The sequence below is a fragment of the Streptococcus sp. 11273D007BT genome (assembly GCF_053547195.1).
This window is the reverse complement of record NZ_JBPWPE010000001.1, coordinates 864,374-891,070: the sequence shown is the minus strand read 5'-3', so window position 1 is coordinate 891,070 and position 26,697 is coordinate 864,374. Positions and strand designations below refer to the sequence as shown.

At 41.4% G+C, this 26,697-nt stretch carries 27 protein-coding genes and 3 pseudogenes; all 30 read right to left on the bottom strand.

The annotated features are described in order from the left end of the window. Positions 1-43 precede the first annotated feature (43 nt). Complete coding sequence (locus ACEE75_RS04620) at positions 44-1,411, bottom strand: recombinase family protein (protein ID WP_438816684.1); 1,368 nt, start codon at positions 1,409-1,411, stop codon at positions 44-46. After that, positions 1,299-2,540 carry a recombinase family protein gene (locus ACEE75_RS04615; RefSeq protein WP_044755726.1) on the bottom strand — a complete coding sequence of 414 codons (1,242 nt, stop codon included), beginning with the start codon at positions 2,538-2,540 and terminating at the stop codon, positions 1,299-1,301. The genes ACEE75_RS04620 and ACEE75_RS04615 overlap by 113 nt, the downstream gene beginning before the upstream one ends. Positions 2,541-2,762: 222 nt before the next feature. Then, positions 2,763-4,232: a LysM peptidoglycan-binding domain-containing protein gene (locus tag ACEE75_RS04610; protein WP_449164707.1), complete on the bottom strand. Its 1,470-nt coding sequence runs from the start codon at positions 4,230-4,232 to the stop codon at positions 2,763-2,765. Positions 4,233-4,238: 6 nt separating this feature from the next. Beyond that, complete coding sequence (locus ACEE75_RS04605) at positions 4,239-4,634, bottom strand: phage holin family protein (protein WP_330556972.1); 396 nt, start codon at positions 4,632-4,634, stop codon at positions 4,239-4,241. Continuing rightward, positions 4,612-4,980 (bottom strand): hypothetical protein, encoded by a 369-nt coding sequence (locus ACEE75_RS04600; protein ID WP_449164708.1) that lies wholly within the window; start codon positions 4,978-4,980, stop codon positions 4,612-4,614. The genes ACEE75_RS04605 and ACEE75_RS04600 overlap by 23 nt, the downstream gene beginning before the upstream one ends. A gap of 5 nt (positions 4,981-4,985) precedes the next feature. Then, positions 4,986-5,192 carry a hypothetical protein gene (locus ACEE75_RS04595; RefSeq protein ID WP_044685893.1) on the bottom strand — a complete coding sequence of 69 codons (207 nt, stop codon included), beginning with the start codon at positions 5,190-5,192 and terminating at the stop codon, positions 4,986-4,988. Positions 5,193-5,204: 12 nt separating this feature from the next. Continuing rightward, a complete protein-coding gene (locus ACEE75_RS04590) occupies positions 5,205-9,686 on the bottom strand; it encodes a phage tail spike protein (RefSeq protein WP_449173577.1) in 4,482 nt (1,493 codons plus the stop codon). Then, positions 9,686-10,408, bottom strand: a complete 723-nt coding sequence (locus ACEE75_RS04585) for a phage tail protein (protein WP_029180492.1) — start codon at positions 10,406-10,408, stop codon at positions 9,686-9,688. The genes ACEE75_RS04590 and ACEE75_RS04585 overlap by 1 nt, the downstream gene beginning before the upstream one ends. Beyond that, positions 10,405-13,263 carry a phage tail tape measure protein gene (locus ACEE75_RS04580; protein WP_449173576.1) on the bottom strand — a complete coding sequence of 953 codons (2,859 nt, stop codon included), beginning with the start codon at positions 13,261-13,263 and terminating at the stop codon, positions 10,405-10,407. The genes ACEE75_RS04585 and ACEE75_RS04580 overlap by 4 nt, the downstream gene beginning before the upstream one ends. Positions 13,264-13,445: 182 nt before the next feature. Further along, positions 13,446-13,865 (bottom strand): hypothetical protein, encoded by a 420-nt coding sequence (locus ACEE75_RS04575; protein ID WP_099877417.1) that lies wholly within the window; start codon positions 13,863-13,865, stop codon positions 13,446-13,448. 11 nt (positions 13,866-13,876) lie between these two features. Continuing rightward, positions 13,877-14,446, bottom strand: a complete 570-nt coding sequence (locus tag ACEE75_RS04570; protein WP_014636346.1) for a major tail protein — start codon at positions 14,444-14,446, stop codon at positions 13,877-13,879. Between the two features lies 1 nt (position 14,447). Beyond that, positions 14,448-14,774 (bottom strand): hypothetical protein, encoded by a 327-nt coding sequence (locus tag ACEE75_RS04565; protein WP_105143036.1) that lies wholly within the window; start codon positions 14,772-14,774, stop codon positions 14,448-14,450. A gap of 6 nt (positions 14,775-14,780) precedes the next feature. Further along, positions 14,781-15,149 (bottom strand): HK97 gp10 family phage protein, encoded by a 369-nt coding sequence (locus ACEE75_RS04560; protein WP_449162177.1) that lies wholly within the window; start codon positions 15,147-15,149, stop codon positions 14,781-14,783. Between the two features lies 1 nt (position 15,150). Beyond that, positions 15,151-15,480, bottom strand: coding sequence for a head-tail adaptor protein (locus tag ACEE75_RS04555; protein WP_449173575.1), 330 nt, complete (start codon positions 15,478-15,480; stop codon positions 15,151-15,153). Next, a complete protein-coding gene (locus tag ACEE75_RS04550) occupies positions 15,480-15,737 on the bottom strand; it encodes a head-tail connector protein (RefSeq protein WP_044685902.1) in 258 nt (85 codons plus the stop codon). The genes ACEE75_RS04555 and ACEE75_RS04550 overlap by 1 nt, the downstream gene beginning before the upstream one ends. 2 nt (positions 15,738-15,739) lie before the next feature. Beyond that, positions 15,740-16,945 (bottom strand): phage major capsid protein, encoded by a 1,206-nt coding sequence (locus tag ACEE75_RS04545; RefSeq protein WP_024052957.1) that lies wholly within the window; start codon positions 16,943-16,945, stop codon positions 15,740-15,742. A gap of 18 nt (positions 16,946-16,963) precedes the next feature. Continuing rightward, positions 16,964-17,659, bottom strand: a complete 696-nt coding sequence (locus ACEE75_RS04540) for a head maturation protease, ClpP-related (protein WP_044685904.1) — start codon at positions 17,657-17,659, stop codon at positions 16,964-16,966. Beyond that, a complete protein-coding gene (locus tag ACEE75_RS04535) occupies positions 17,652-18,935 on the bottom strand; it encodes a phage portal protein (protein WP_449173574.1) in 1,284 nt (427 codons plus the stop codon). Before ACEE75_RS04535 ends, ACEE75_RS04540 begins: the two co-directional genes overlap by 8 nt. 323 nt (positions 18,936-19,258) lie before the next feature. Further along, on the bottom strand, positions 19,259-19,597 hold the full coding sequence (locus ACEE75_RS04530; protein WP_024411442.1) for a type II toxin-antitoxin system RelE/ParE family toxin: 339 nt from the start codon (positions 19,595-19,597) through the stop codon (positions 19,259-19,261). Further along, complete coding sequence (gene relB / locus ACEE75_RS04525) at positions 19,590-19,883, bottom strand: type II toxin-antitoxin system RelB/ParD family antitoxin (RefSeq protein WP_024392798.1); 294 nt, start codon at positions 19,881-19,883, stop codon at positions 19,590-19,592. The genes ACEE75_RS04530 and relB overlap by 8 nt, the downstream gene beginning before the upstream one ends. A 65-nt stretch (positions 19,884-19,948) precedes the next feature. Continuing rightward, positions 19,949-21,541: a terminase large subunit gene (locus ACEE75_RS04520; protein ID WP_449173573.1), complete on the bottom strand. Its 1,593-nt coding sequence runs from the start codon at positions 21,539-21,541 to the stop codon at positions 19,949-19,951. Then, complete coding sequence (locus ACEE75_RS04515) at positions 21,538-22,011, bottom strand: phage terminase small subunit P27 family (RefSeq protein ID WP_105154068.1); 474 nt, start codon at positions 22,009-22,011, stop codon at positions 21,538-21,540. The genes ACEE75_RS04520 and ACEE75_RS04515 overlap by 4 nt, the downstream gene beginning before the upstream one ends. Before the next feature lie 50 nt (positions 22,012-22,061). Continuing rightward, entirely contained in the window at positions 22,062-22,292 is a 231-nt protein-coding gene (locus ACEE75_RS04510; protein ID WP_018374774.1) for a hypothetical protein, read from the bottom strand. Position 22,293: 1 nt separating this feature from the next. After that, positions 22,294-22,506, bottom strand: coding sequence for a DUF4314 domain-containing protein (locus tag ACEE75_RS04505; RefSeq protein ID WP_449173572.1), 213 nt, complete (start codon positions 22,504-22,506; stop codon positions 22,294-22,296). Between the two features lies 1 nt (position 22,507). After that, a complete protein-coding gene (locus ACEE75_RS04500; RefSeq protein ID WP_044775949.1) occupies positions 22,508-22,756 on the bottom strand; it encodes an Nmad4 family putative nucleotide modification protein in 249 nt (82 codons plus the stop codon). A 72-nt stretch (positions 22,757-22,828) separates the two neighbouring features. Further along, entirely contained in the window at positions 22,829-24,109 is a 1,281-nt protein-coding gene (locus ACEE75_RS04495; protein WP_449173571.1) for a DNA cytosine methyltransferase, read from the bottom strand. Continuing rightward, positions 24,106-24,486: pseudogene (locus tag ACEE75_RS04490) on the bottom strand (DNA-methyltransferase); the annotation flags it as partial. The gene ACEE75_RS04495 and the pseudogene ACEE75_RS04490, both read right to left, overlap by 4 nt. Positions 24,487-24,513: 27 nt before the next feature. Continuing rightward, positions 24,514-24,648, bottom strand: a pseudogene (locus ACEE75_RS04485) (hypothetical protein); the annotation flags it as partial. Positions 24,649-25,338: 690 nt separating this feature from the next. Continuing rightward, positions 25,339-26,217 (bottom strand): annotated as a pseudogene (locus ACEE75_RS04480) (DNA methyltransferase); the annotation flags it as partial. Beyond that, a complete protein-coding gene (locus ACEE75_RS04475; RefSeq protein WP_318822886.1) occupies positions 26,189-26,650 on the bottom strand; it encodes a helix-turn-helix domain-containing protein in 462 nt (153 codons plus the stop codon). The gene ACEE75_RS04475 and the pseudogene ACEE75_RS04480, both read right to left, overlap by 29 nt. Positions 26,651-26,697: the final 47 nt, after the last annotated feature.

Genomic DNA, 26,697 nt, shown 5'->3' with positions numbered 1-26,697 from the left:
CCACGAAACAACAAAAAAACTGCAACCTTTCGGCCACAGTCACTTACAAATCTACCTCAGTCCCCTCTAAGAATTTTACACTTATCTGCCCATCTTCTGAAATTGTAATACTGTCCAATACCTGACACATCTCATACGAATCGAATTCCCAGGATGGCTTGTTTATCACTTCAGCCAACTTTGTACTATAATGCTTTTCTAGCGGACGATTTTCTTCTAGAATCTTATTCCACTTCCCATGCAACAGATCCACGTTCTCACTCAATAGTTCTACAGCCATTACTACGGCTTTCTCTAACGTTTCTTCATCAATATGGTTATTCTGACAGCCAATCTGTCCTTTGACCCTATATCGATTGTTACATTGCCAAACCTTGCGTTTACCTCGACTGGTGGTCCAGTTCTTTCGACCAAAGGCTGAACCACATTCTTTACAGAACACCTTAGTTGTAAAAGGGTTATCGTCATTTTGCATGATATAGGACTTGAGCTGATGCTCCTCTCGGTAGGCTTTCCTCCTTGCCAATTCCAACTGTACTAATTCCCAAGTGTCTTTGTCAATAATAGCTTCATGGCTATTTTCTACATAGTATTGGTTAACTTGACCATCATTGGCAATCCGTTTCTTAGTCAAAAAATCAACTGTAAAAGTCTTTTGTAATAAGGCATCACCCTTATACTTTTCATTTTGAAGCATTTTCTGTATTGCGCTTGGATACCAATTTGCCTTTCCCGTCCAACCAGGTATTTCATTGTCATTCAAATACTTAGCAATGGATTCAGGACTATACCCCTCTAAGAATTTCTCATATATGTATTTTACAGTTTCAGCTTGCTGAGGGTTAATGATAAGCCTACCATTCTCATCCTTGTCATAACCCATGAACTTTGTGGTATTCACCCGAACTTCCCCACGTTCAAACTTCTTACGAATTCCCCACGTCGCATTCTCTGAAATGGAACGTGACTCATCCTGTGCCAAGGAAGAAAGGATTGTAAGAAGAACCTCACCTTTAGAATCTAGACTGTCAATATTCTCCTTCTCAAAAGTCACCCCCACCCCAAGTTCTTTCAGCTCTCTGACGTACTTGATACAATCAAGGGTGTTTCTGGCAAATCGACTGATTGACTTGACCAAAATCCTATCCACCTTACTTGCCCTACAATCTTGTATCAAGCGGTTAAAGGCATCACGTTTTTTTGTATTGGTTGCTGAGATGCCCTCATCCGCATATATGTCAACTAACTCATAGTCCTCGTGTTTAGAGATAAACTCTCTGTAATAATTAACTTGGTTTTCATAACTTGATAGCTGTTCTTCTTGGTCGGTGGACACTCGACAATAGGCGGCTACCTTGATTTTCTTCCTGACCTGATGAAGAACATTGGTCTGAACTTTCTTGGCCGGAATAACTGTAATACTTTTCCCCATCTCTATCCCTTTCTATTACTGTAACTGGTGAGGTTATCTCCCAATTTGAAATATCTACTTCTGGCACTCGCATCCCTCGACAAGCTACTTTTCCCTCTTTTATATACTTGGAACAGCACCAAACAATTTTATTCTTATAGGAAACTTGTCTCTTTAATGTTGAACTGCAATGCTGACACTTTAACAAACCTGTAAATTTATAGGTTTTGTTTCTACCTTGTTGCCATCTTCTACTATTTAGCTTATCTTGGACTCTTTGCCAATCTTCTTTTGAAATAATGGCTTCATGATTATCTTCTATCAAGTATTGTTCAAGTTCTCCTTGGTTCAATTTTTTAGGACCATTCACACCATCATGGAAATACTTCTGCAGTATGACCGAACCTTTGTATTTTTCATTTCTTAACATTTGACGGATTGTAGTGTCATGCCATTTAGCACCTGTTACAGTCGCAACACCCTTCTCATTTAATTGCTTGGCAATACGATGTGTACCATTTCCTTCAAGGTATAACGAGAATATCTCCTTAACTATTACGGCTTCTTCTGGATTGATAATCAACTCACCATTTTCGTCTACATCGTAACCTAAGAATCGCTTGGTATTAATGACTAGCTCGCCTCGTTGGAATTTCTTCTGAAAAGCCCAACGTTGATTGCCACTCATACTCCTTAACTCGTCCTCTGCAATACTCGCTAATACTGAAAGCATCACTTCCCCCTCACTTGAAAGGGTATGAATGTTTTGCTCCTCAAAGAATATGTCTACTCCTATCGCTTTCAGTTCACGACTAATTTCAAGAACTGTAACCGTGTTTCTGGCAAAGCGTGCAATTGACTTGGTATGAATAACATCAATCTTACCTCTACGACAATCTTCAATCATTGCTTGAAAATTTGGACGATTATCCTTAGAACCAGATATACCTCTGTCATGATAAACACCTATAAAATCAATATCGTCTCTATTGGAATACAGGTTTTCAAAATACTGCTTCTGATTTTCTAATGAATCTAACTGACTTCCATTAGTCGTCGAAACTCGAATGTAGGCACAGACCCTCTTCCTATGTTTTTGTCTATTGACTCTAATCTTCTTTACGGACATTTACTCTCCTTCCTATGTAATGGCACACTATATATCACTCTAAAGGGAATATTAGTCAAGTTATCAGACCAACTATTTCGACCTGATAGTTTTATGCCATAATTCATGGAATACAAATATTCCTCCTACCTTACTAGGTAGGTTTGGGAGTAATTTTTCCGCACTTATTGAAAAAAAGGCAAAAAAATAAAGCCTGATGTTTCCACCAGGCTTATAACTAAATTATGAAATTCTAAACCAACCAACAACTTTTCCAAGTTTAACTGTTCCAGTAGAATCATAGAGTGAGCCATTCGCCATCCATTGCCGTTTCACACGACGAGTAATTCCACCGCCACCAATTTCTAATTGGTCATTGATACCGTTATTATTATGGTCAGAATATCCATCAATATTCTGTTCCACACCATCAATACTTTTTCCATCAGAATCCGTCACACAGACACCAATATGCCCGTAAACCATACCATCTGTTTGAATGACATAAAAATCACCTGCTTTAGGATTTACACCCCAAGCATCGTAGATTACTTGGAAACCATTTGATTTTGCTTTCTTCAAACAATCAATGGCATTAGTATAGGACATATTCTTGTCCGTAAGTTCTTGAACAATCTTATCCACCAAGGCAACACACTGCCCACCATAAGGATTAGATGGAACGGTCACCTTTTGACCGACCTTAGATAAAGCTGACGCAACCACACGGCTTGCAACGCTAGTTGGAATAGCAGTTGTTGTCCTTGAAGCAGCGTTAACCTTGAGTGTTTGTCCAACTTTCAGGATATCCGACTTCTTCAAACCATTCACTACAAGAAGGGTATCTACTGATAGACCAAACTTCCGAGCGATTCCATAATACGTATCGCCTTTCTGTGCTTGATAGGTCTGCTCACTATGGCCTTTGGTTGTTCCTTCTACATCCTGCTCTAGCACCCATGACTTGATTCCATCAAGTAGATAAGCTCTCTTACTGTTGGACTGGTGAACATTCTTCACTTGGAGGATTTTGTAGGTGCGCCCTTTGACCCAGTTGGCAATTTTCTGACCAGTCTGATAATGAGTCGCATGAGGCAACACCCTAAGACTATCACCAACAAGATAGATTGATTTTGAAGGAGTACCTGAACTCCCAACAGTTGAACTGGGGGGCGAGGGAACTATTGTCTTGACTTCAACTCCTGTTATTGCTGACACAAGACTTCTCGCAATATCCTCTTTCTTGTTTTCAAAAATCGCCATATCTTGTTCATTATCGATGAAGGCAATCTCCACCAAACGATAGGTATATCCACGACTCGCTGCTTGGTTGGCATTATAGAGCCAATCTACCTTCTTAATACCACGATTTTGAAAGTATCGTGAAAGGAGAGATAGGATAGCCATATCTTCCTTGTCTGCTTCTAAAGAAGATTGAATCAAGACTTCTGTACCCTTGGCACTACCATTAAAGGCATTGAAGTGCAATTCAGTAATCGAGTCGTATCCCTTACCAATACTAGTAATACTCCGATAATCATAAACATTTTGTTCGGTTATAAAATCAATCTGTTGTCCACTGTACTTAGCCATTAACATGGCTAATTCTCGAACCTTTCCTGCTTCTGTGATACCTAGTTTGGCATTCACTGCTCCAGGATCATAGCCTGTTCGCCCTTGCCCATGACCACAAATGACCAGATGTTTTCCCATATCTTCTCACCTCTCGTTGATTTGTTTTAAGATTGCTTGTAGTTTCTCAGGTATTGGTAGACCAATTCGAATGGTATTTTCTAAGATACTTAACCCCTCATTACTGAGATAAAAGAAAATGACCATGGTTCGAATTGTTCCACCCTGCTTTATGATTGCAGTATCAATCATATGACCTAATGAAACTAAAAATAAAATGGCTATCTTTTTAAAGATGCCACGAAAACCGATACTACTCGACAACTGTTTCTCTACAACTGCCGCAAAAATTCCTGTTAGATAGTCAATAATTATGAAGACCAGTAGAGCATATAGGATGCCATCCAACTCTCCAAATAGACTACCAATCAAGCCCCCAATCATGGAAAATAAAATCTTATTAAGTGTTAACAATTCCTTCATCGGTCACCTCACTTTCTACTGAACCTTCCTGCACAATGGTAGGGTCTGACCAATCCGGTTGACCGTTCTCATCAAACCGCATCAGATAAAAACAATCATGGAACAGATCAGAAAGGTTCAGAGTTAATGTGGTACTGCCCCACTGATTAAATGCCCAAACTGTTTCTGTTGTAACTAACTGCCGCTTTCCATTCTTAATGGCAGGTCGCCTTATTTCTTCAAGATACATGTAAAAATCCTGCTCTGCTGTCTTACAACGAATGAACTCTCCATTCTTACGCATATATGCGAGAGCTGTCTCCAAATCAAATGGTTCTGTTACTTTGTCAATATTGAGAAGTGCCATGATTACTATTCTCCTTTCCCTTCTTCAGGTTTTGTCTGAACTTCTAACAGCTCAGTCAATTCCTGTTTTTCTTTACGCAATAGGCTAAGTTCCTCATCCCTTTCCACCAATTGGATGGCAATGAGGTTCTTAGCGGTAATCTCATCAGATAGCTTGGAGACAAGCTCCTGGATGGTTAATTTTAATGATTGGTTGATTTGTTCTAGATTCATCTGTGAACTCCTTTATTTAATCGTATCCCATGTCAAGATGACGTCACCTCGACCAGTGATGTTTATTAAGTGTTTAAAATTGTGGTTGAATTGATGAAGAACATCTTTCAAACTGACGTATGTTGTACCGTTTCGATAGATGCGGATATCTCCGATATTCAAAATTGAACTTGGTCGGTCAGAAGCTTTATAGGCATCAATACTCAGTCGGTTAGGCAACGTTACTATTTCCCAGCCATCTGGATTGGTATATGGGGCACTAGCTAAACGTACCTTATCGCCTACAACATCAATTTGGTCGGTATCTGTACCGTTCCATGCTCGGATTCCTACAAAGCCACCGTCATTGGCATTCCAGTTGTTCCATCGATTGGAACCGATAATGGTTACACCACATGGCTTACCGTTTGACGTACCTGTTTCAAATGAAACCCACTGGTGAGGATAACCACTAACCTCACGAGAAATGGATGGAGAGTTGGTAAAGAACTTGATGTTCCCAAGTGAAAGATTGATTTTCATAGCTCCGTTGATGGCTGACAAAATACCGCCTGAAATTTTGTTGGCAGATAGGGTTACTGACTGCACTTGTGTTATAAAGGCCGATTTGGCAAACAACTGCTTGAGGTAGGCTTCTGTTGCCATAAACTTGGTAAAGAAAGCCTGGTCAACCTTTAACTTATCCGCAGTGATTGCTTCTGCTCCAATACGAGCTGCCGAGATGATGCCTGACGTAATCTTACCTGCATCAAGACTGGCAATCTTACCACTCGCAATGACACCATCTTGGATATAGGTAGTGCCTGTAATTTGGACGAGTTTTCCATCGATTTTGACCGTCCCATCCTTATTGAGATTAAGTTGGCTCAAAACTGTGCCTGCACTGGTCAGATTTCGAACCGACCACGACCCTGCAAGAGTTGAAACTTGAGTTTGAATGGCATTGACGGCAGCCGTTGTCGCTCGACTTGTTTCTAGATTGCCAACTCGTGTCACAATCCCAGTAGCCGTTTGAACAACCTGACTGATTTGATTGGTGTGATCTCCAATTGTTCGAGTGTGACTGCTTACAGTATCCCGCACTTCATGAAATGCGGTTAAAGTCGTAAAGTCTTCTAACGATGGTGTCCAATAGTCTGGAAAGATATCACCAGTTGAAACCATTAAGGCTCTCACATGGAACTTACCAGTTTTAACTCCATCGATTCTGACTTGAAGTTCAAAACCTTTAGAGTGTTGGTACATCTCTTGAGTGACGGTAGCGGTCAATTTTATCAAGCGATAGTTGTTACCTGTTGTCAGATTGCTGCTCCATTTATTGTAGAAAGGGTGATACAAATTCCAGTTGGTCCATGTCCAAATATTTTGACTATCCAATATTGGACCTCGAAGTTTCATAGTACGAGTCGTTACTGCAGGGTCAAAGGTAATCTCATCCGCTGAGACATGAACATATAAATGAACTTTTGATCCAACATAAATTCCACTACTATCCCCAAATTGCACTCTTCCTAATGATGCTATCCAGTTACTATTGGCATTTATCGTCTGATAAGCACTCCATCTATCCGAAGTACCAGCTATCAAGTTGCGATGTGAAACTGAGGTAGGGATTCTACTTTCCGTTTGACTGATTCGCTGGGTAAAACTATCAGAGGTGGTTCTAACCAAATTCTGCACACTAGTTGTCGTCGCATAGGGTTGGAGAGAACTGCTGGTTAGATAGCCACGACCAGTAATATTGGAATCGACCTGTGACTTGGTTTGGTAACCTTTTGAGTTAATAGCTGATTCAACTTGTGTACTTGTTAGTCGTTGTTCAATTTGCCCAGCCTGTGTACGTATAGTGGATTCTGCACTTGCTACTCGACCGCTCAAATTATTAAAATCCGTCTTTGCGACTTTCTGTGAGATGGCATCATTGGCAATAGTTAGCTCAGACTTGGTCTGACTAATCATTGTCGCATTGCTAGTTGCTTTTGAAAGGGCTGCTTCTGCCGTAGATTTCACACCGTCCACAAAGGTCTTGTCAGCTTTAAGTAAAATGGACTGGGTCGTTTGATTAATACTTGTCGTATGATTCTCAACTGTACTCTTGAGATTGTCATAGTCCATTTTAGATACTTTACTAGCCACATCACCCAACAATTGCCTGATTTGGGTTTCAGCATTCATCATTTTATTCTCAGTATGAGTAAGCTTTGTAGACAGCTGAGTTTGGCCCTCAGCTGTCTGAGTAATTAGTGTTCTGGTTTGACTGAGATCTGTGATTAAGTCTTCAGGAGCAGGTGACCAGTCAGTAGGCATAGAAGAAAGTTCAAACTTTGGTCTTCCAGCTAAGGCATTTCCTCTGACTTGCACAAAAAGATTGAGCTTTGCTACACTAACAACCGATACACCATCAGGAATACGAACCGTTCGGTATATTCGCTCGCGAGGTTGGGTTGCTGAAACAACTTTATAGCAGTTTAGATAGAGAGGATTGCCATTGGATAAAGTCAAGCGTAGCTCGCATCCTATCCTAGACTGTCCTCTTTCATCAGGCGACAGATTTTCCCCCTTGATATCAACGCTGATCGTCACAAACTTTCCTGCCTGAGCATAGTCGATAAAGTCCGAAGCACTATCTAGAAACTTACTCCCGGATGTAATATAAGTATCACTTTTTAGTATGTAATTTCGACCACCAAAATCAACTGGAATCTTAGCTACGGTCTCTCGAATCTCAGTTGTTATCCGATTCCCCAATTGCGTAATCGTTGACTCTGCAGTTTCGATTCTCTGTTTTGCTTGGTTAAAATCGCTAGTCTTAACACGCTGGGAAATTTGGTCTGCTTGCGTTTGAATCATGGATTCTGCACTAATTACTCGACCAGTCAGACCATCCACTAGTTGCTTACTCGCAAGTAGTTTTATATCCTCCTTGGTTTGTGTGAGATTGGTAGTGACAGTTGCCAACTGTCCACCTATCAGTGATTTTGCTACATCAACCAATCGACTCGCCTCAGAGATAGCTTGTGATTTTGCTGTCGCAATTTTTAACTCTGTTTGACTACGCTCCGTCGAAGTCAAGCGGTTAGCTTCTTGAATCGCATCGAGCTTGGCTTGTTCTGCCCTTCTGAGAGCTTCAGTTGCCCCAGTTTGAGCCTGTACTGCCTTTTGTTTGGCTTCTGTGGCTAGGTTGGTATTTACCCCAGCCTTTGCCAATAAATCACGAGTTGTGCGTTGCTGTTCCTCTTCTTGTTGCAGCATCTGTTGGTGAATAGAAGAAAGCTCACTATCAATGCTAGCCTTTAATCGATCCGCATAGACCTCCCCATGACTTTGAGCCTGAAGGATTGCATTATCAATGGCTACTTGACGTTTCTCAAATTCTGCATCAAAGGCTCTGTTGGCATTCTCAATGGCAATTTCAACGGCAACATCCTCACTCCGCTTATTCCCTTCAAGGAGATTATTTGCTAGGGTAGTCAAGCTTCCGCCAGTTTTACCTGTACCGATACTTGCCTTATCATCAAACGTGATAGAGCGGTAATTCTTAGCTAGAGGATCATAATCATAAGCAAGGGCTTTCTTCCTCACATCAATGCCGTGTAGCTTGCTTTTTAAAGTCACTGTATCGCCTAGATGAACTGTTTGACCATCTAATTCAAATGCCTCAATGATGATGGCATCTTTGGGCTTATCAATACCCTCTAAGCGAAACTTGCTACTAGCCCACTCTATTAACTCTTGACGAGTTCTGACACTATTATTTGTATAGGTCACTTCATTGATGAAAGGATAAGAGTTTATCAACGGACTGTCTACAGTTACTTGAAGGACAGCTTCCCTATCCTGACCCTCTTGTTTAAAGCTTGAAGTGGCATGGATACGAGTGATAATCTGTGAACTTTCTTTCGTTCGCTGATACTTTTTCAAATTGTAGTGAGTAGAGATAACAACTCCACGGTCCTGTCCTCGCTCACTCTTAATTGATAAGGCAAGGTTATCTCGAACCAGTTCTCCCTCCCAAGTTCCAAGGATAGAGTGTTTACCATCCATCAGGCTGGAGTACAGCGTCTGTTCCTTGTCCGTTGTATAGGTTCTATTCTTGACAATGTCACTGGTAAAAGAAAAATCTCCAAGTGGAGACTTGCTTGCCATGACCATGCTTGATAGTGCTGTTGCACAAGGTACCTGTTCACACCTAAATGGAGATACCAACCTAGTCATGACGTCATCTGATATGTGATAGGCCACAACTTCAAGACTGGTGTCTCCTTCAATGACTTTCTTAATCCGAAACAACTGGTGTCCCAATACTGGAACTGGGCTACGAACGAGGTAGTCCTCTTTTAACTCTCGAAATAGTCCGCTGTCTGTGATTGGATAGGTAAAATTTAGGACAAAATCCCCATTCAAGGTTTCTTTAACGCTTGCCTTTATAGTCTCTGGGAGTGGTTTCCCATGCCATTTTGCCGTTCGAACGGTTTTGTCTAATAAAGATAGCACTAAGCCCACCCCCAATTCATTTCTATTGTTAATGATGTAATGCCAGCACCTAAGACAACTCCAACCGAGTCATTTCTGGCCGCATCAATGGAAATAAAATCGCCAGACCATTTTACAGGCTGACCTCTTTGTGTCTTAAAACTTGGCTGACTAGGATTATTATCCATAATGAGTGTTTCTTGTAATCGCTCCAAGCGGATGACATCATCCCCAATCGTAAAGCTAGTTTCACTAGTCGAGTTGCCACTTATGGTAATCTTTGGAAAAGCAATGGCTGAACCTTGACTTCTAAAAGTACCACTAGTCCTAAACACCTGCGAGGTCGTCGTTTTGAACCACTTGGTTGGGTGACAAGAAAATGTAACCTTAAACTCATACACCCCCAGCTTATCCTTTTGAACTGGAGTATGGTGTACCTTGTAACACCAAAAGCGTATGGTCTTGAAACTAGCGTTCTCAAGCCAAAATCCTTCTTTCAAAAATAGCTTCAAAAAGGATAATAACTGTTCTTCACTAGGTTTTACAAGATAGAGGGTGTAGCTCAGTTCCATGACACTTCTGCGAGGATTGGTTTGAAGAACCGCTCCTGACAGGCCTTGGTGTTCTATCAATTGCGTCTTACTTTCACTTACTGTGATTGAAGGACTATCTTCCACGATTACCTTAAAAGGAAAAGAACTCGTGGACACTCCACCAATGGTTAATGCATTATGTTTAATCATGGTTTCACTCCTCTCAATCCTTGCTGACGTTCTAATTCATATACTAGTTTCTCTCCAACCATCTCCGCTAGTCGATGAAAGTCAGTCTCTTCTCTTACTGTGTTACCTGTAATAGTGATGTGAATGGTCGGTAGATTGCTTGTCATGGTCTTTGCGATTCCTCGACCAATTGCACCTAACGTTTGTTCATTCAAAGGCAAGACTGCTTCTTTTCCAGCCTCACCTCCAACCATTAGGCTATTGCCGTTTACCCCAAATGCGGTTGGTTTGGTTAAAATTCCTCCTTTGGCATACCAATCAATGGAGATTCTCGGAATTCCGCCCTTCAACCAATCGAGTGGATTGGCAGAGCCTGACACTCGAAAATGAGGAAGGGGAATATGTGGCCATCTGATTTGGAAGTTAAAGAGATTTTTAATGGCATTGATGGCATTACTCACGGCATCTCTTGCACCATTGATAGCACTTGAAATGGTATTTTTCACACCATTCCAAACAGATGAAACCGTATTAGATATACCATTCAAGATGTTGGATATGGTACTTCTGATACCATTCCAGATAGTTGAAACAGTCGAACCAATCGCAGATAGGACACTGGATATTGTCGATTGAATAGCTGACCATATAGTTGAAATAACAGAACTAATGGTAGATAGTACATTTGAGATGGTATTCTTGATACCCGTCCAAGCTGTTAAGATGTACTGGACGATGAAATTGAGAGCTAAGGAAATAAGGGACTTAATGCCCTCCCATACCATCGAGAAGACCTGTTTGATGGTTTCCCAAGCGCCAGTCCAATCACCAGTGATAACCTGCATGACTGCCTTGATGATACCAAGTACCACATTGATAGCAGTCTCGACCACAATCTTTATCATCTCCCAAGCGGCTGTAATGATGAGTTTGATATTCTCCCAACTTGCTTGGATGAGCGGTCCAAGAATAGTCATCACCGTTTGAATAACCGTAGTGATGGCATTCCATACCGTGGTTGCAGCATTTAGAATCAATTGCTGGTTTTCAGTCCACCATGTGGTTAGCGTTCCCCAGATGGACATAACAAAACTAGAAATCTGCTGGATGATCATGGTCAGAAAGGCATAGATACTATTCCAGATTTCCATCACAGTCGTTCGAAAGCCTTCGTGATTCGTCCAGAGTTCTTTTAACCCAACAATCAGTAAGGTAATGGCAGCTACAATACCAACAATAATCCCCACAATCGGCAAAAATGCCGTTATCATTCCAACAACGGTTGTCCCCATAGCGGCTGCCGCAACCTGTAAGCCCAAGAAAACTGGAAGTAACATCCCTACTACGGCTAAAATACCTGTGAAGATAATGATGACTTCCTTGATGGGACTGGATAAGTTGGTAAACCAAGTCGCTAGTTGACTAACAATGTCTGCCAAACTTTGGAAGACTGGAATAAGCATCTCCAGAATCGGTTGACCGATTGCTGCTAGAGCATTAGTTCCAGACTGTCTTAAGTTACCCAGAACGTTTTCCAGTCCGTCTGATTCCCTTGCAGCTTGCCCCAAGGCTCCAGAGAGTTCATTGCCGTCCTCTACCATTTGAAGTAGGGTTAACTGCTTCTGAGCTTCTGATAGTTCATTGAAGGACTTTCCATAGAGCTTGTTCGCTGCTGCATTACGAGTGGTTTCTGTCGCAGAAATACCTAGAGCTGCGTCATTTTCATAGTTTCCTTTGAGGAAGGACTGCAGGTTTTCGGTGACTTCTTCGATGGATTTGTCGTAAAATGCTGCCCCATCAGCCGCTGCTCTGGTGGCACGAGTGGTCAGATCCAAAGCCTGAGCCGTATCCATTCCAGAGGTTTTGGCAAAGGAAGCCATTTGAGTGAAGGAGCCTTGAAGACGCTCTGGAACAATGTCCATCTCTTCCCCAATCTTATTGAGGGCATCCTTAGCAGCATTCTCCATATCCCCAAATACGGTAGAGAATTGGGCATTGCTGGCTTGAAGTTGAGCTGCCGCAGACATGGACTCTGTTCCGACTTCGAAGATTTTCTGAGAGATGTCTGCTAGCTTCTCACTGGTCGCTTGAAGTGCCTCAGCCCGAATGGTGTCAGACATGGCTTTCATGCCATCTTGAGCACCATCGGCAGAGGATTTGGTCTCATCCATCTCGTTGTTCAGGTTATTGAGAGCGGTCTTTGCTTGGTTCAACTCAGCTTCCATCTTATTGGCTTCAATGGAATTCTCACCATATTCACTCTTTGTCAGGGCTAGTTGCTTTTCGAGATTGGAAATTTGTTTAGAAACAATTTCTGACTGTGCTCCAATCTTTTGTTGGGCTATGGCATTGCGTTCTGCTTCGGAACTATTGGATGACAAAGCACTTTCTTGTAGCTCAAATTGAGACGTGACCTTGTTCATCTCACTTGCTAACTGCCCCTGCTCCACTTGGAGTTTATCTAATTGTTGAGCCGCTGAACTACTACCTCGACCGTGATTCTCAAGTGTTGATGACACATCAGCTAACTTAGTTTCATAGGACGTTAGCAGCCTTTGAGTAGTTTCCACCTCACGTTGAAAGGCACGGTACTGGTCTGCCCCAATATCTCCAGCCTTAAATTGAGCTTCCACCTGTGATTGGGCTTGACGGAGCGTTGCCAATTTTTCTTTGGTTGTCTCGACTTGTTTTGCCAAGACTTCCTGCTTTTGCGTCAGAAGAGTGACATTTCCTGTATCAAACTTGAGAGCCTTATCAATCTGTCTTAATTCTTTGGTAGCTTCAGATGCTTGTTTGTTTACACCCTTAAGTGCATCTTGTAAGGGTTGGGTATCACCACCAATTTCAATCGTAATCCCCTTGATGTTTCCAGCCATAGTCCCTCCTTTCTACCATCAGAAATTATCAAAATCAGCTTGAGTTGCTCGGCGTGTTTGAGAAGTTTCTCGTGTACGCATCTCCACATAGTCCGTTTGATAGTCAAGTGCCATCCCAATAGAGATATGTTTTAAATCGTCAATGGTCAGACCAGTTTCCTTACAACAGGAGAAATAACTCTCTACTGTGAAGATTTCCTCACTCGCTGTTTTTGTTTCATCTGCTTTTTTCTGGTTGACATCCCTTGGTTCAACATATTCATCAAGACAGGGGCTACTTCCTGCACTGGAAATTCTTCCATCTCCATATAAAAATCCACAAATGGTTTCACTCGTGGATTGGCTGACTTCGCAAAGACCCAAAAGATTCGATGGAAAAATGTCATATCGAAATCAGACAGAATAGAAACATCAATATGATGTGCCTGTAATTCTTCTCCATCTTCTAACTGGTCAAGTTTTGCCAAGATTGCTTGACTATTGACCATAGAGAATAAATCTTGAAAATAGTCCTTGCCAAATTGCTCTTTATAAGCGATTGGTGTGTAGGCATTGGTTGCTAACTCGTAGGTCGTGCCTGCTATGGTAATACTTTCTCTCATGGCCATCTCCCTTACTTACGAGGTTCAAAAACTGCCTTGAACCAGTTTTGACGAATCTCATCACTCGTTTCCTCCGTTGTTCGTCGACGTACAACCTTATCAAGAGGGCGAGGACTGGCAGTAAAGGTCAACTCTACCTCATTGATATCTGAACCAGACTTGGTTTTTGAACCAACAGTCGGACGAGATGCGTAACAATAATACAAAACGTGTAATGTTTCTTTTTTATCCCCTTCAAAACGGAACATCAACGCAAAATTTTTCTTTTCGCTGTTTGCGATCTCTGAAATGGTGTTTGTCGTCGCATCCAACTGTTCTCCAAGGACTCGTGTCAAAAATTCCTGCGTTAGAAGAGCAACTTTTAGTGTCCCTTCGTAACCATCGTTTGACTCTGTTGTATAAAAATTGATATTGTCTGCCTTATAAGAACCCTTATCTCCTGTTGGTTCAAGGGTTAATTCTGCAGCACCACGAAGTCGTTCTACATTGCCGTATGTCAACGTACCATCAGAACCTTCGCTTGTAACTTCTGCCCAATGGACATCTTGTAGTCCAAAGGTGACCTTATTCTTTTCAGCCATATTATCCTCCATGTAATGTGATGTAATAGGTTATTAGGTAGAGTTTCTCTGATGAGATATAGGTCTCTACTTTTTCAAAATAAATAAGGTGGCTGTCAAATAATGACTCCACCTTTTGTTCAGTTGCTAAATCTTTCTTAGTGGTATAGAGTTCCACTAGCAGGTTATTCTGCTTATGATAGGTCCAATTGTCTGCACCATGATTTTCTGAATCAGTCACCAAATAAACCAGATACGGTGGTCTTGGACGACTCCCTTCTTCAAAATGATGGTAAGCGAGGGGGAGCTGTAATTCTTTGAGAATGGAGTACATTTCGCTCAGTAACATGTCATATCACACTCGCTTTCTCAGCTTTTCTTCTAAGGATTGTATTGCTTGTTTCTCAACAGGTGCGATATGCTTAATTCCCTCAACTCGCCCACCGGAGCTTTTGGCATGACCATTTTCTAATAGGTGCGTCAGGCCTGGCGTTCGATTATGAATGGTTTTGGTTAGACCTGTACTGGTATCAATCGTTGCTTTACTCTTCCACCCTTTGGCATAGGAACCACTCTTTCTAGGTGACGTTGCTTTCAAGGTTTCAATGGATTCATCTGTGACTTCCTCTACAACTTCACGCATCACCTCTGTTGTATCCTCTACAAATTCCACCAGCTCATTTGCGATGGCAGTTTCTAGTGCATCCAGTCCAATTTTAGTCATATCACTCCTCCTTAACAGCGACGATGTAAATTAGTTGTCGTAGCACTGTATCTCCATCAATAGACTCAATCCCATAAGTTTGACCACGAAATTGAATGTGAGTCGTTAAGGAATGAAGTCCAAGAATTGCCTTTTCATACCTGAGGGTGAACTGGACTTTCTCTTGTTCCAGTTTCGTCACACTCCCATCCCTTTCGGTCAAGGTGAGAGGACGACAAGAGCACCACCGGTCAAATAAAGGTATCCATGTCGAAGTTTCATTGCCAATCTCATCTTGAACAATCTGTCGAATCTGAAATGACAAGCGTTCCCTCAACGGTGCAATCTTCATCAGAACACATCCTTTCGTTCGGCCAACAGCAAATGATAGAGAGTCTCTTTCAACTCCTTATGATTGGCATCTTCTCTGTGTTCATAAAGATAGGCAACCCCATAAAGGATTGCCGTCTTTAGAACGTCTGAATAAATTGATTGTCGCAAAATATCTTCGCAGAGTTGTTGACTGGTTTCAAGCAACTGCTCAATCAGTCCATCCTCATCATCGTGTTCCACTTTGAGATACTGTTTTGTTTCTGCTAAACTAACCATGACTACTTAGCCTTTACTGTTAGTGTCTTCACGGCTTCAGGTAGGACTAACTTACCATCAACACGTTGTGAAGCAAGAAAACCAATCTGTCCATTATTGGCATAGAGTTCGTTCAAACGTTTGAAGGTCCGACCTTGACGGTCCGCAATCCAATAATATGAGAAATCACCAAATGCAATGGCCTTGTTTCCTGCTTCAGGAAGTGGGGCAAAGGTTGATGTATAGTATGGACGATTTAGAATCAAATCTGGTTGTCCAGCTTGAGTGGATGGCTGCCAAATGTAATTGCCATTATTATCTTTGAGTTTACGGATAGCTTTGACAGTCGTATCATGTAAAATCCAAACTGCATTCTTACGATATGGTGCTGGTAAAGAATGATACAGTTCAATCATGTCATCAAAGGTAATATCCTTTGTGGCAGTCGTTGGACCTGTAACTTCTGCCTGAGTAAAGATACCTGTCGGTTTCTTAGAACCATCGCCAATCAAGAATGCCTTTTCTTCTTCCGTTCCAATACGACGAGCAAATTCAGCTGTCATATAGGACTCAAGGTCAAAGACTGAATCGTTAAGTAACTCTTCTGAAATACGAATAGCAGTCCCAATCTTATGAGAGTCTAGAGTCACCTGACCAAAGGTTTCTTCTGTTTCAGGATAGAGACCATTTTCATCCATCCATGAGGCCGAACCATGTCCAGTCACAACAGGAATCTTTCGCTCACCACTAGATGTTTTGATAACAGTCGCAAGGCTGCGGAAGAAATTCTCTTCTTGTAATCCTTGAACTAGTTTCTTCTCATACTCATCAGGAACCAGATGACCACCTTCGGTATCTTCCCCAACTCGAAGGACATCTTTGACATCAAAGAAGTGACGTTTACGAACACTTGTCCAAAATGTCTTGGCATAGCTATCTGAAGCCACACCCTTCTTTTCCTCTTCAGTAGTCTTGTCATTCAGAACTGTAGTGGGCTGCCCAATTAGAGCCTGTGAGGCTGGTTGAGCAAGTTCAAGGTCAATCTTTTCTTGTCGCTCCAATCGAGCAATCTCTTGATTGTAGAGGTTGATTTTTGCTTCCATATCATCATAGCGTTTGGAATCTTCCTCAGATACAAGTCCATCTTCTGTTCGAACAGAATCAAGGAAGGTTTTTGCTTGTTGCCAAGCTAGGTTACGTTTTTCTTTCAATTCAAGTAATTTAGACATCAATTCATTTTCCTTTCGTTATTTAAGCAAATTCAATCGTTTTTCCAACTGATTGATAGGGATTGTTTTCTTTTGTTGTTGGACTTCAAGCTTCGCCTGCATTTTGACAAGTAAATCTTGTTGGGCAGCAGTTCGACTGAAAGAATAACTCTCAGTATCCATTCCATGTTCCTCTTGTTTGTCAAAGAGAATCTTGTCCGCAAAGCCCAGTTCAACAGCCTTTTTGGCATTGAACCAAGACTCTGAGTCCATAAGGTGCGAGAGTTTGGTTCTTGAAAGTCCTGTTCTTAATTCATAGGCATTGATGATGGATTCCTTAATCTCTCCCAACATTTCAATGACCTTCTGCATATCCTTGGCTTCACCTTGTGCCACAGTCCAAGGGTTGTGAATCATCATCATGGCAACCGGACTCATAGAAACCGTTGTACCTGCCATGGCAATGACACTAGCAGCACTTGCGGCTAAGCCATCAATCACGACATGGACATCACCTTTGTAATCCATCAGCATGTTATAGATTTGAGCAGCCGCAAAAACATCACCCCCTGGACTATTAATCCAGAGGGTGATATTTCCATTTCCTGCATGTAAGTCATTTTTAAATACTTGTGGCGTGACTTCATCGCCAAACCACGTCTCATCAGCAATCTGTCCTTCAATACGAAGTGTTCGACCACTATCATCTTCTGTAAAATTCCAAAACTTATGCATCCATATCCTCCTCAGATTGAGATTCTTGTACTAACGGTGCTTGTTTCATAAAGCCACCTGCATCCTTCAGTTTCGTCATGTTTCCGTTTATCAAGTAGAGATTGCCACCATCCTCATCTGAGAGGAGGTTCAAGTCCTCAAGTTCACGAATATCATTTGTCGATAGCCAGCCATTTTGTCTCCCAATCGCATAGCCATTCATTCGACTCTGATAGTCACCACGAAGAAGACCATCCACATTAAACTTCACAAAGTAAGTTTTCTTTTCTACAGGTAAAAAAAGAGACCTCTTAAAAGCCTGTTCGAGACGAACTACCCAAGGGTCTAAGGTATATTTAACAAATTCTAGAGATTGTTGCTCAATGTTTGAAAATGAGGATTTCTCCAAGTCGCCAACCATATGAGGTGGAATGCGGTAGAGCCTTGCAATTTCATTGATTTGGAATTTTCTAGTTTGGAGAAACTGGGCTTCTTCAGGTGGAATGCCTACCTGAGTGTATTTCATCCCTTCCTCAAGAACTGCCACTTTATGGGCATTGGTTACCCCATTGTAGACTGCATTCCATGAATCTCTCACTCGTTTTGGATCTTTGAGAATACCTGGGTGTTCCAAAACACCTCCAGGATTTGCACCATTTTTAAAGAATGATGCCCCATAGTTTTCCGTTGCCAAGGTCATACCGATAGCATTTTTTGCAAGGGCAATTGGAGAATAGCCAATCAATCCATCAAAACCCAGACCAGGAACGTGGAGAACATCTTCTGCTCTCAAAATAGCATCTCCCTTTTCCTTAAAGTTAGGATTTTCTTCTGACTGACGCTTGTATTTGTAATAGAGCTTTCCACTTTCGTCCCGATGAACAGACATCTTATCTGGTAAGAGTGGGTAAAGACTGATTACCTGTCCACTCCTATCTCGGATAATCTGGACATAGGCATTGCCCCATATCAATAGATGGGTCATCAAGGTTTCTCTAAAGACAAAAGATGACATCTCAGGGTTAGGTTCATCATGTAAGAGAAAATAAAGGGGATGTTCCACCTTCTTCTCCTTTCCAGTTGCCGTTCTCTCATAAACATGAATGGGTAGTGAAGCAACTGCTTCAGCTAAGATGCGGACACAAGCATAAACAGCTGTTGTCTGCATAGCTTTAAACTCATCCACATTCTCCCCACTGGTCGTTCGTCCAAACAGATATGAAAAGTCCTGACCTTCATAACTATTTCGTGGTTTATCTCTAGCCCGCTTACGTCCCAATAAATCTAGTAGTCCCATAGTTCCTCCTTTTGAGTACGAAAAAAGCACCTCCCCTTTGGAGATGCATTGAATTGAGATATGAAATTTCAACTAACATCATTACAATTTACTGTTCTGTGCAATAGTCAACATTCCTATTTTGCCAACTCTCTAAAAGCATCAATATGGCGTGAAAAAACCGAAGTTGTAACATCATCCAATGTTGATTGTTCAACAACTGTAGGTGTTGCCTGTTCCATATCTAATAGACAATAACAGTCATCAGATTTATTTATGGGAATATTATTTTTTATAACCACTGAGAATACCTTTTCCTTAATTTTCGCATAGAAAAATGGCCGTTATTTATTGAATAATTTAGCCCAATTTTGCTTAGAGTTCAAAATCCTTGCAACATAAACCTCATGGTTATCAATGTAATAAAAAGCTAGATAATTCTCGATTGGCATATATCGGTACCGTTTGCCATCATCTGTCAATTCCCCGTAACCACGACTAGACACCAAAGGACATGCTTCAGGAAAGGTCTCTAGAGTTTCAAGTGCAGTTAGGATAAGGTCTAGTTTGCTGTCGGCAGATTGTTGACTATAGAAATTATGTAAAATATAGTCATGAATCCCTCCTAAGTCCCTTTTGGCTTGATCCGTAAGGGAAACATGGTATCGTTTATGATTATTCAAGACCAAATTCCTTTCTCACATCAGCTAAAGATGTTAGTTTCCCTTGCTCAATTTCTTGATGGCCAATTAGAATTTCCTTTTTCAAGTCTTCAAAAGCAACTTGATACTGCGTCTCTTGTAAATCACTGTTTACGAACTCTTTGGGATCAACTGCTCCAGTCGCAATTTTACGAAGAGCAGCATTGAAGATATCAGACAGAGTCAGCTTTTCATCTGCTAAAATTTCTTTAGTTTGTTTATAAAAAGTTGAATCTGCTCTAAAGTTGACGGGCTGTGTGCTTGCCATAGTTCTTACCTCATTGTAAAGATGATTTGTAAATACATTCTATCATGCTTACCTTTTAAATTCAACTAAAAACTCAATATTCCACGTTCATCATACACACTTCCACCATCGGTTTGATGACGTATACAACGGTCCAGTCCCATAATGAGTGCTACAATACCGTCAATCTTCTCGACTGACTTTTCCTTATCAGGCTTGATATTACCAGCGGGGTCTTGTCTCATGACTACGTTTTGTCCCATCCATTTCAGAACTGGATGCCCACCATGTTGAATCTTGCCTTCCATCATAAGTTTATAAAGTTCCTTTGATGGTGGACTCATATCCTTGTATCCCTGACCAAAAGGCACCATGGTCAAGCCCATCCCTTCTAGATTCTGAACCATCTGTGTCGCATTCCAACGGTCATAGGCTATCTCCTTGATATGATAAATTTCCGATAAGTCTTCAATAAACTTTTCGATAAACCCATAGTGAACAACATTACCCTCTGTAGTTTTGATGTAGCCCTGTCGTTCCCAGACATCATAGAGGACGTGATCACGTCGACACCGCAGTTCCAATGTATCCTCAGGTAGCCAAAAGTATGGCAGTACGATATAATTTTCCTCTTCAAATCTAGGAGGAAATACTAAGACAAAAGCTGTTATATCGGACGTACTAGACAGGTCTAGCCCTGCATAGCAACTACGACCCTTGAGACTTTCATATTGAATAGGAACATTTCCCTTGGCATAGACATGATCAGGAATCCAAGCAACGCTTGAGCTTGTCCACATATTTAAACGGAGCTGCTTAAAGACATTTTCTTCCGCAGGATTGTCAAGTGCCTGTTGGTAGGCTTCTCTAACACGGTCAATCCCAATAGTATGCCCTAGTGAAGGGTTGGCTCTTCTCCAGTTTGCTTCATCATTCCAATCATCTTCATCGGATAATCCATAAACCACCGGATAGAAAGACGTGTCCTTCTTTCTACCATTCAGAATATCCAATGCTTTGGTATGCAATTCATAACAGATAGAGTTTCTATCCGTTCCAGCTGTCGTGATAATAAAAAAGAGGGGTTGTTCCCTTGCATCTCCTGACCCTTTGGTCAATACATCATACAAATGACGATTTGGCTGAGCATGGATTTCATCAAAGACCAAGCCAGATACGTTTAGTCCATGCTTTGTCCCAGTCTCTGCAGAAAGAACTTGGTAAAACCCAGCGTTAGAATAATTTACAATACGCTTGGTAGCACCCATTATCTTAGAACGCTTTTCCAAAGGGCGACTCATCTGCACCATCTGCTTGGCCACATCAAATACGATTGACGCTTGGTTTCGGTCACAAGCCGCACCATAAACTTCTGCACTGGCTTCATTATCCGCATAAAGTAGATAAAGAGCGATTGCTGCTGCTAGCTCAGACTTACCATTCTTTTTAGGAATTTCAATATAGGCAGTTAAGAACTGACGGTTACCATCTTCTTTCACAATCCCAAATAGGTCACGAACAATCTGTTCTTGCCACGGCAACAAATCAAATCGCTTTCCTGCCCACTTGCCTTTGGTGTGAGAAAGGTTATTGATAAATGTTACTGCCCTATCAGCCTTTGCCTTATCATAGTGTGAGGTTGGAAGCATGAATGGACTTGGTTCATAATGATAACTCATAAAATTCCTCCTAACAAATCTTCCATTTCATCACCAGTCCCAACTTCTGAATCCATCGTTGCTAGACGGTTACGTGCTGAAGGTGTCAAACCAAATTGTTCACAGAATTTAAGCATGATTTTGAGGTTGGACTGGCTGATAGAGACTTGAGGGACTTGTTGGAGATAGCCATTCGGAGTTTTGATAATGGATCCATGCTTTGAAAGGAACTCCTCTGCCTCTTTCCAGCGAGCGTAAGCTTGACAATAACCTGCAAATGCAGTCATGTCCATTTCAGTCAAAATTCCCATCTGTTCGAGAATTTTTCCCATCCGTTTCCACTCCTTCTTTGCATCATCTTCAAGCCACTGTGGGCAACGTGGGGCTTTTTGTTTGGGTTTGACTTCATTCGAAGGGAGTGGTCGCTTACCAGGATTTCCCTCAAGTATTTTCATATTCGTAGGCTTTGGTTTTCGCCCCCTGATTGCCACAATCTCACCTCCCTTAGAGTAAGAAAAAAGAACTCAATTCGAGTTCCTTCTTAAAGTTCATTAAAGTTATCAAGAACAGCCTGACAAACTGTTCTATCAATGTCGTCCATGTTATCTATTTCATTCCCATATCTATATTGGTAGATATATTCACCATCACGTTTTATTGTCAGTATTCTAATCCATGCACCGTCTATATTCCTTGGGTCTGTTGTGTCTTCACGGAGAAACTCACAAACGTAATGTCTGTCTCCAACCGTTCGAGTCATAATTTCCCACATCTCACATTACCTTTTCTACGATATCAATTCCATACAAAACATTTAGGCAACTGCCGTTTTCCCACTTGACTAAGAGTGAACCAATGTCATCCACTCCAATCACAGTTCCAAGTGTGCCTTTAGGAACTGGATGTGGGTCATCCATTCTAACTAATCTAACCTTAGTCCCAACCGGATAGGTTGTCTTTAAGTTATTGAACATTTTTGAGTCCATGTTATTCTCCAATCTTTTCAAATGCCCACTTAACTGCATGTCCAAAGTCTTCGAATGTTCCTGCTTCTTGGTAAATGCGGTCAAATCTGCGTTCGAAGTTTTCAAACTCTTCAAAACTATCAGCCGTTTCGTAAATCTCAACTTCTGTTCCTTTATATCCAATCGATGCAATGATGACCCAATCTTTGTAAGGAATGATGCTTGCGGTTGCTGGGTAGATGTCGTAAAGTTTTTCAAGTGTTGTTGTCATGGATTTGTTCTCCTCTTCCTTTGTTGTGTACATATTAACTCTAAAGGAGACATATATCCAGTCATTTCTCGATTATTTTGAAGATATTTTCGATAATCCTTTGCTCGCTAGAATGGCACAACCAATGGTATAGACAACTGTTACCGTCACACCATTCCCAGCTTGTTTATACAGTTGGGCATCGGAGTTTACTGCTTGAGCTTTCTCGAATAAATCATCTGAAAATCCTTGTAGACGAAAACATTCTCGAGGGGTTAAACGTCTGATTTTTACAACTCGATCATTCCAAACCACAGCACCCATTTGACCACCACAGGAGAGGTTATGGGCAATTCCCTTCCCAACTCTTGCTCGTCTCGTTGGTGAGTTGGGATAAGATAAATCCACCGAATCTCCAACCTCTGCAACTTGATAACCTTGCTTCGTACCATTTCTGACCTTGATACCTTCAAGAACACCATGGCGGTCTTGAGAGGTCAATGTGAACATTGGCTCATCCTGTTCTTTGATCCTACGTCCATTTTGCCTCTTGTTGATTCGATTGGGGGTCAGAATGGGTTGAATTTCTAGTACTCCAGAGTTCATCGCAGTCCGCTTTGTAGCTCCAGCAGTATATCGTGCGGTGATACAACGTGCCTCATCTGTCAACTTTGGTTCTGTCAAAGATTGATCAATTAGATAAAGACCTGTCTTAGCTCCTAGTCCGCCACCCTCACCAACAAGAGTTGTAGCAATTCCACTCGGGTCGTAGACACGGTAGCTTTGCATACCACCTACAAGTTGCTTAAGATGGCTACCGCTTTCTCCGCTGATAGGTAGTACTTTTCGTCGACCTCTGCTTCTAAGATGTCCGAGAGTGTAGATGCGTTCTCGATTTTGGGGAACTCCGTAGTCTTTTGAATTGAACACTTGCCACTCAAGGTCGTACCCTGCTTCATCCAAGATAGAGAGATAGTCGAGATAATCTCTTCCCCCGCCACTTGATAAAAGTCCCTTAACATTTTCAAGGAGTATCCACTCGGGTTTATCTTCTTCCTCTTGGCTTTGGAGGAGGTCAACAAATGTAAAAAAGAGTCCACTTCGTTCACCGTATAGTCCTGCTCGCTTCCCTGCGATAGACACATTTTGACAAGGGCTTCCCGCAGTCCATAAATCTGCATTTGGAAGTTGTGTTGGGTCAATGCTTGTGATGTCGTCATGAAACCATTCTCCTTTCGTGTCGTACATTGCTTCGTAAGATTTTCTTGCAAATTTATCCTTTTCACAGTAACCGATACATTTGAAACCCGCTAGTTCCAAACCACGACGAAAACCACCCACTCCTGCAAAGAAATCAAGAAAAGTTAAGGTCATACCGTCTCCTCCATCATTGAATAGGCTTCATCAAAGGTCAAAGTCTGGCCATCACGCAATACCGTCACGTTGTCATTTCCTGTTGACTCTATAAAACGTTTGACAATGACATCCACAAACTTCTCATCCAACTCAATGCCGTAACAAACCCTTCCAGTTTGGTCTGCAGCCATTAGGGTTGAACCAGAACCAAGAAATGGATCAAGAACAATTGTCCCACGCATGGATGAATTTTGAATAGGATAGGCCATGAGCGGAATTGGTTTCATCGTTGGGTGGTCTTTACTAGATTTTGGACGGTCATATTCCCAAATGGTTGTTTGTTTACGGTCACTGAACCATTGATGTTTTCCCTTTTGTTTCCAGCCATAAAGACAGTTATGAGTAACAATTCCATCTGCAATATAATGTTCATATTTTTCAACAGCAAGAGAATAAACAGGTCCACTGAATCCTTTTGTAAGAACCTCATCAATTACGCCCCAGTAAAAATTTTCTCTCGTTTCCTTTTCATAAGTTTTTGGAATTGGAACTTGCATAATTTGAGGGATCAGATTACAAGCATTGATGCGAGCAGTTACTCGTTTACTAAATGCCTCATGTCCATTTCCTTTGTGAATGAGTGGGTATTTGATATTTCGACCATAGTCAACAAGCAAACGTCTAGCATTATCTAATTGAATTTGGCTATCCAAGTTATCATAAATCATATCGACATGATGAGATGTGCGTTGAGTTTCTTTCTTTGGAAGTCCTCTATCCATTTCCCAATGAGTATAAGGAATACCGTACTTGAGGGCTAATAACTGTTCGTGGCACTGGGCTGTTACTTTATCATCAAATACATCAATGACCCAAGCCTCTTCACCTTTCTCTCCACGAAGTCTCGTTTTCAAACCAAATCCCCTCGAGTTATAGAGTTCAGTAATCCCTACACGCCAACGGTCTCCTTTACGCATAAGATAGGTACAATAATTGTTTTTTGTTGATTCATTAAAACGAACCGAAAACTGATGGTTATCCGTAGCCCACGTTATTTTATTTCCAATTTTTATACCGTATAAGGTGCCATTATAATATCGAGAAGCTGTTTTTATCTCATAGCCACCATTACGCATCCCTAGAATTGTTCCTGAATAGGAATTGTAACTAATGACCCTATCACCATCCTTTAAGTCTTCTATTGGAACGGGACCATTTATAGTTTGAACAATCGTACCTGCTGGCTGACATGGTTCATGTTGCCACTGATAGGGACTACGTCCAAGAACTAAGGAGTTCTTCTTCCAAATGCAACACCCACTGAGGTAGAATCCCGCCTCTTTAAATGCCTTTCGGAAGTTCAGTCCTTCTGTATCCGCATGGAATACATAGATTGAACCATCAGACTCCATATGTTTTTCTACTTGAGTGAACATATCAAAAAGAAACTGGTAAAAGTCACTATCAGGCATATTGTCATTGAGAATCTTTCCAGCTGTTTCTTCTACATCAACATTATAGGGAGGGTCTGTCACAACCAAATTTGCCTTTTTATCACCTAAAAGTTGGTCATAAGTTTCAGCTTTCGTAGAGTCTCCACAAATCACTCGATGCTTACCAAGTTGCCAAATGTCCCCTCGTTTTGAAAAGGTGGGTTTCTTCAATTCCTCTTCAACATCAAAGTCATCATCTGATAGGTCTTTATCATGAACATTCGACAGGATATCGTCAATTTCTGGTGGTTCAAAACCAGTCAGGTCGAGATTGAAATCCGATTCCTGTAAATCCAAAAGCAAGTCCGCCAAAAGTTGGTCGTCCCATTGACCGGTGATTTTGTTAAGGGCAATGTTCAGTGCCTTTTCATCTTCTTTGGATAAATCGACAATGACACATTTGGCGGTTTCATAGTCTAAGTCCTTCAATACAGTTAATCGTTGATGGCCACCAATTACCGTCAAGTCTTTATTGACGATGATGGGGTCAACGTAGCCAAACTTGAGTAGACTTTGCTTAATCTTTTCATACTCCTTATCACCCTTTTTAAGTTTTTTTCGAGGATTGTAGGAGGCTGGGTGTAATTCAGACAATCGAATTTCTCTAATTTCCATTGTTGGTTGGCTTGTCATTGGTTTCTCCTTTATAAAAGCGTGATTGAATGTAACACGAATGGCTACAAAATTTCCTATTTGGATTGGCATAAGATAAAAATGACCTGCCACATTGCTGGCAAGTCAAATCTTCATATGCGGTTTTTGATTTATCGTGTTCGTCAGAATGAGTGGTCCACCAAACCTTACGACACTTATCCGAACAGAACTTCTTTGGTCTTCCAGTTTTTTGGATTGATAGTAGCTGATAACACTGTTGGCAGCGAAGTCCATCATTCTGGTCGGCTTTTGCCATCTGCTTTGTCGCAGCACCATGACCAAGCAATGCTGGATTTCGTTTACAGTATTTTTTAACAGAATCTCTAGACAGTCCTGTAGCCTTACCGATTAAGCCATAGCCAAGACCTTCTGCTCGCATTTTCCAGATTTGTTTGCGTTGACTTTCGTCCATTTGTTTTCCTTTCCAGCAAAAAAGGACTAAAAACAACTATTTTCTAC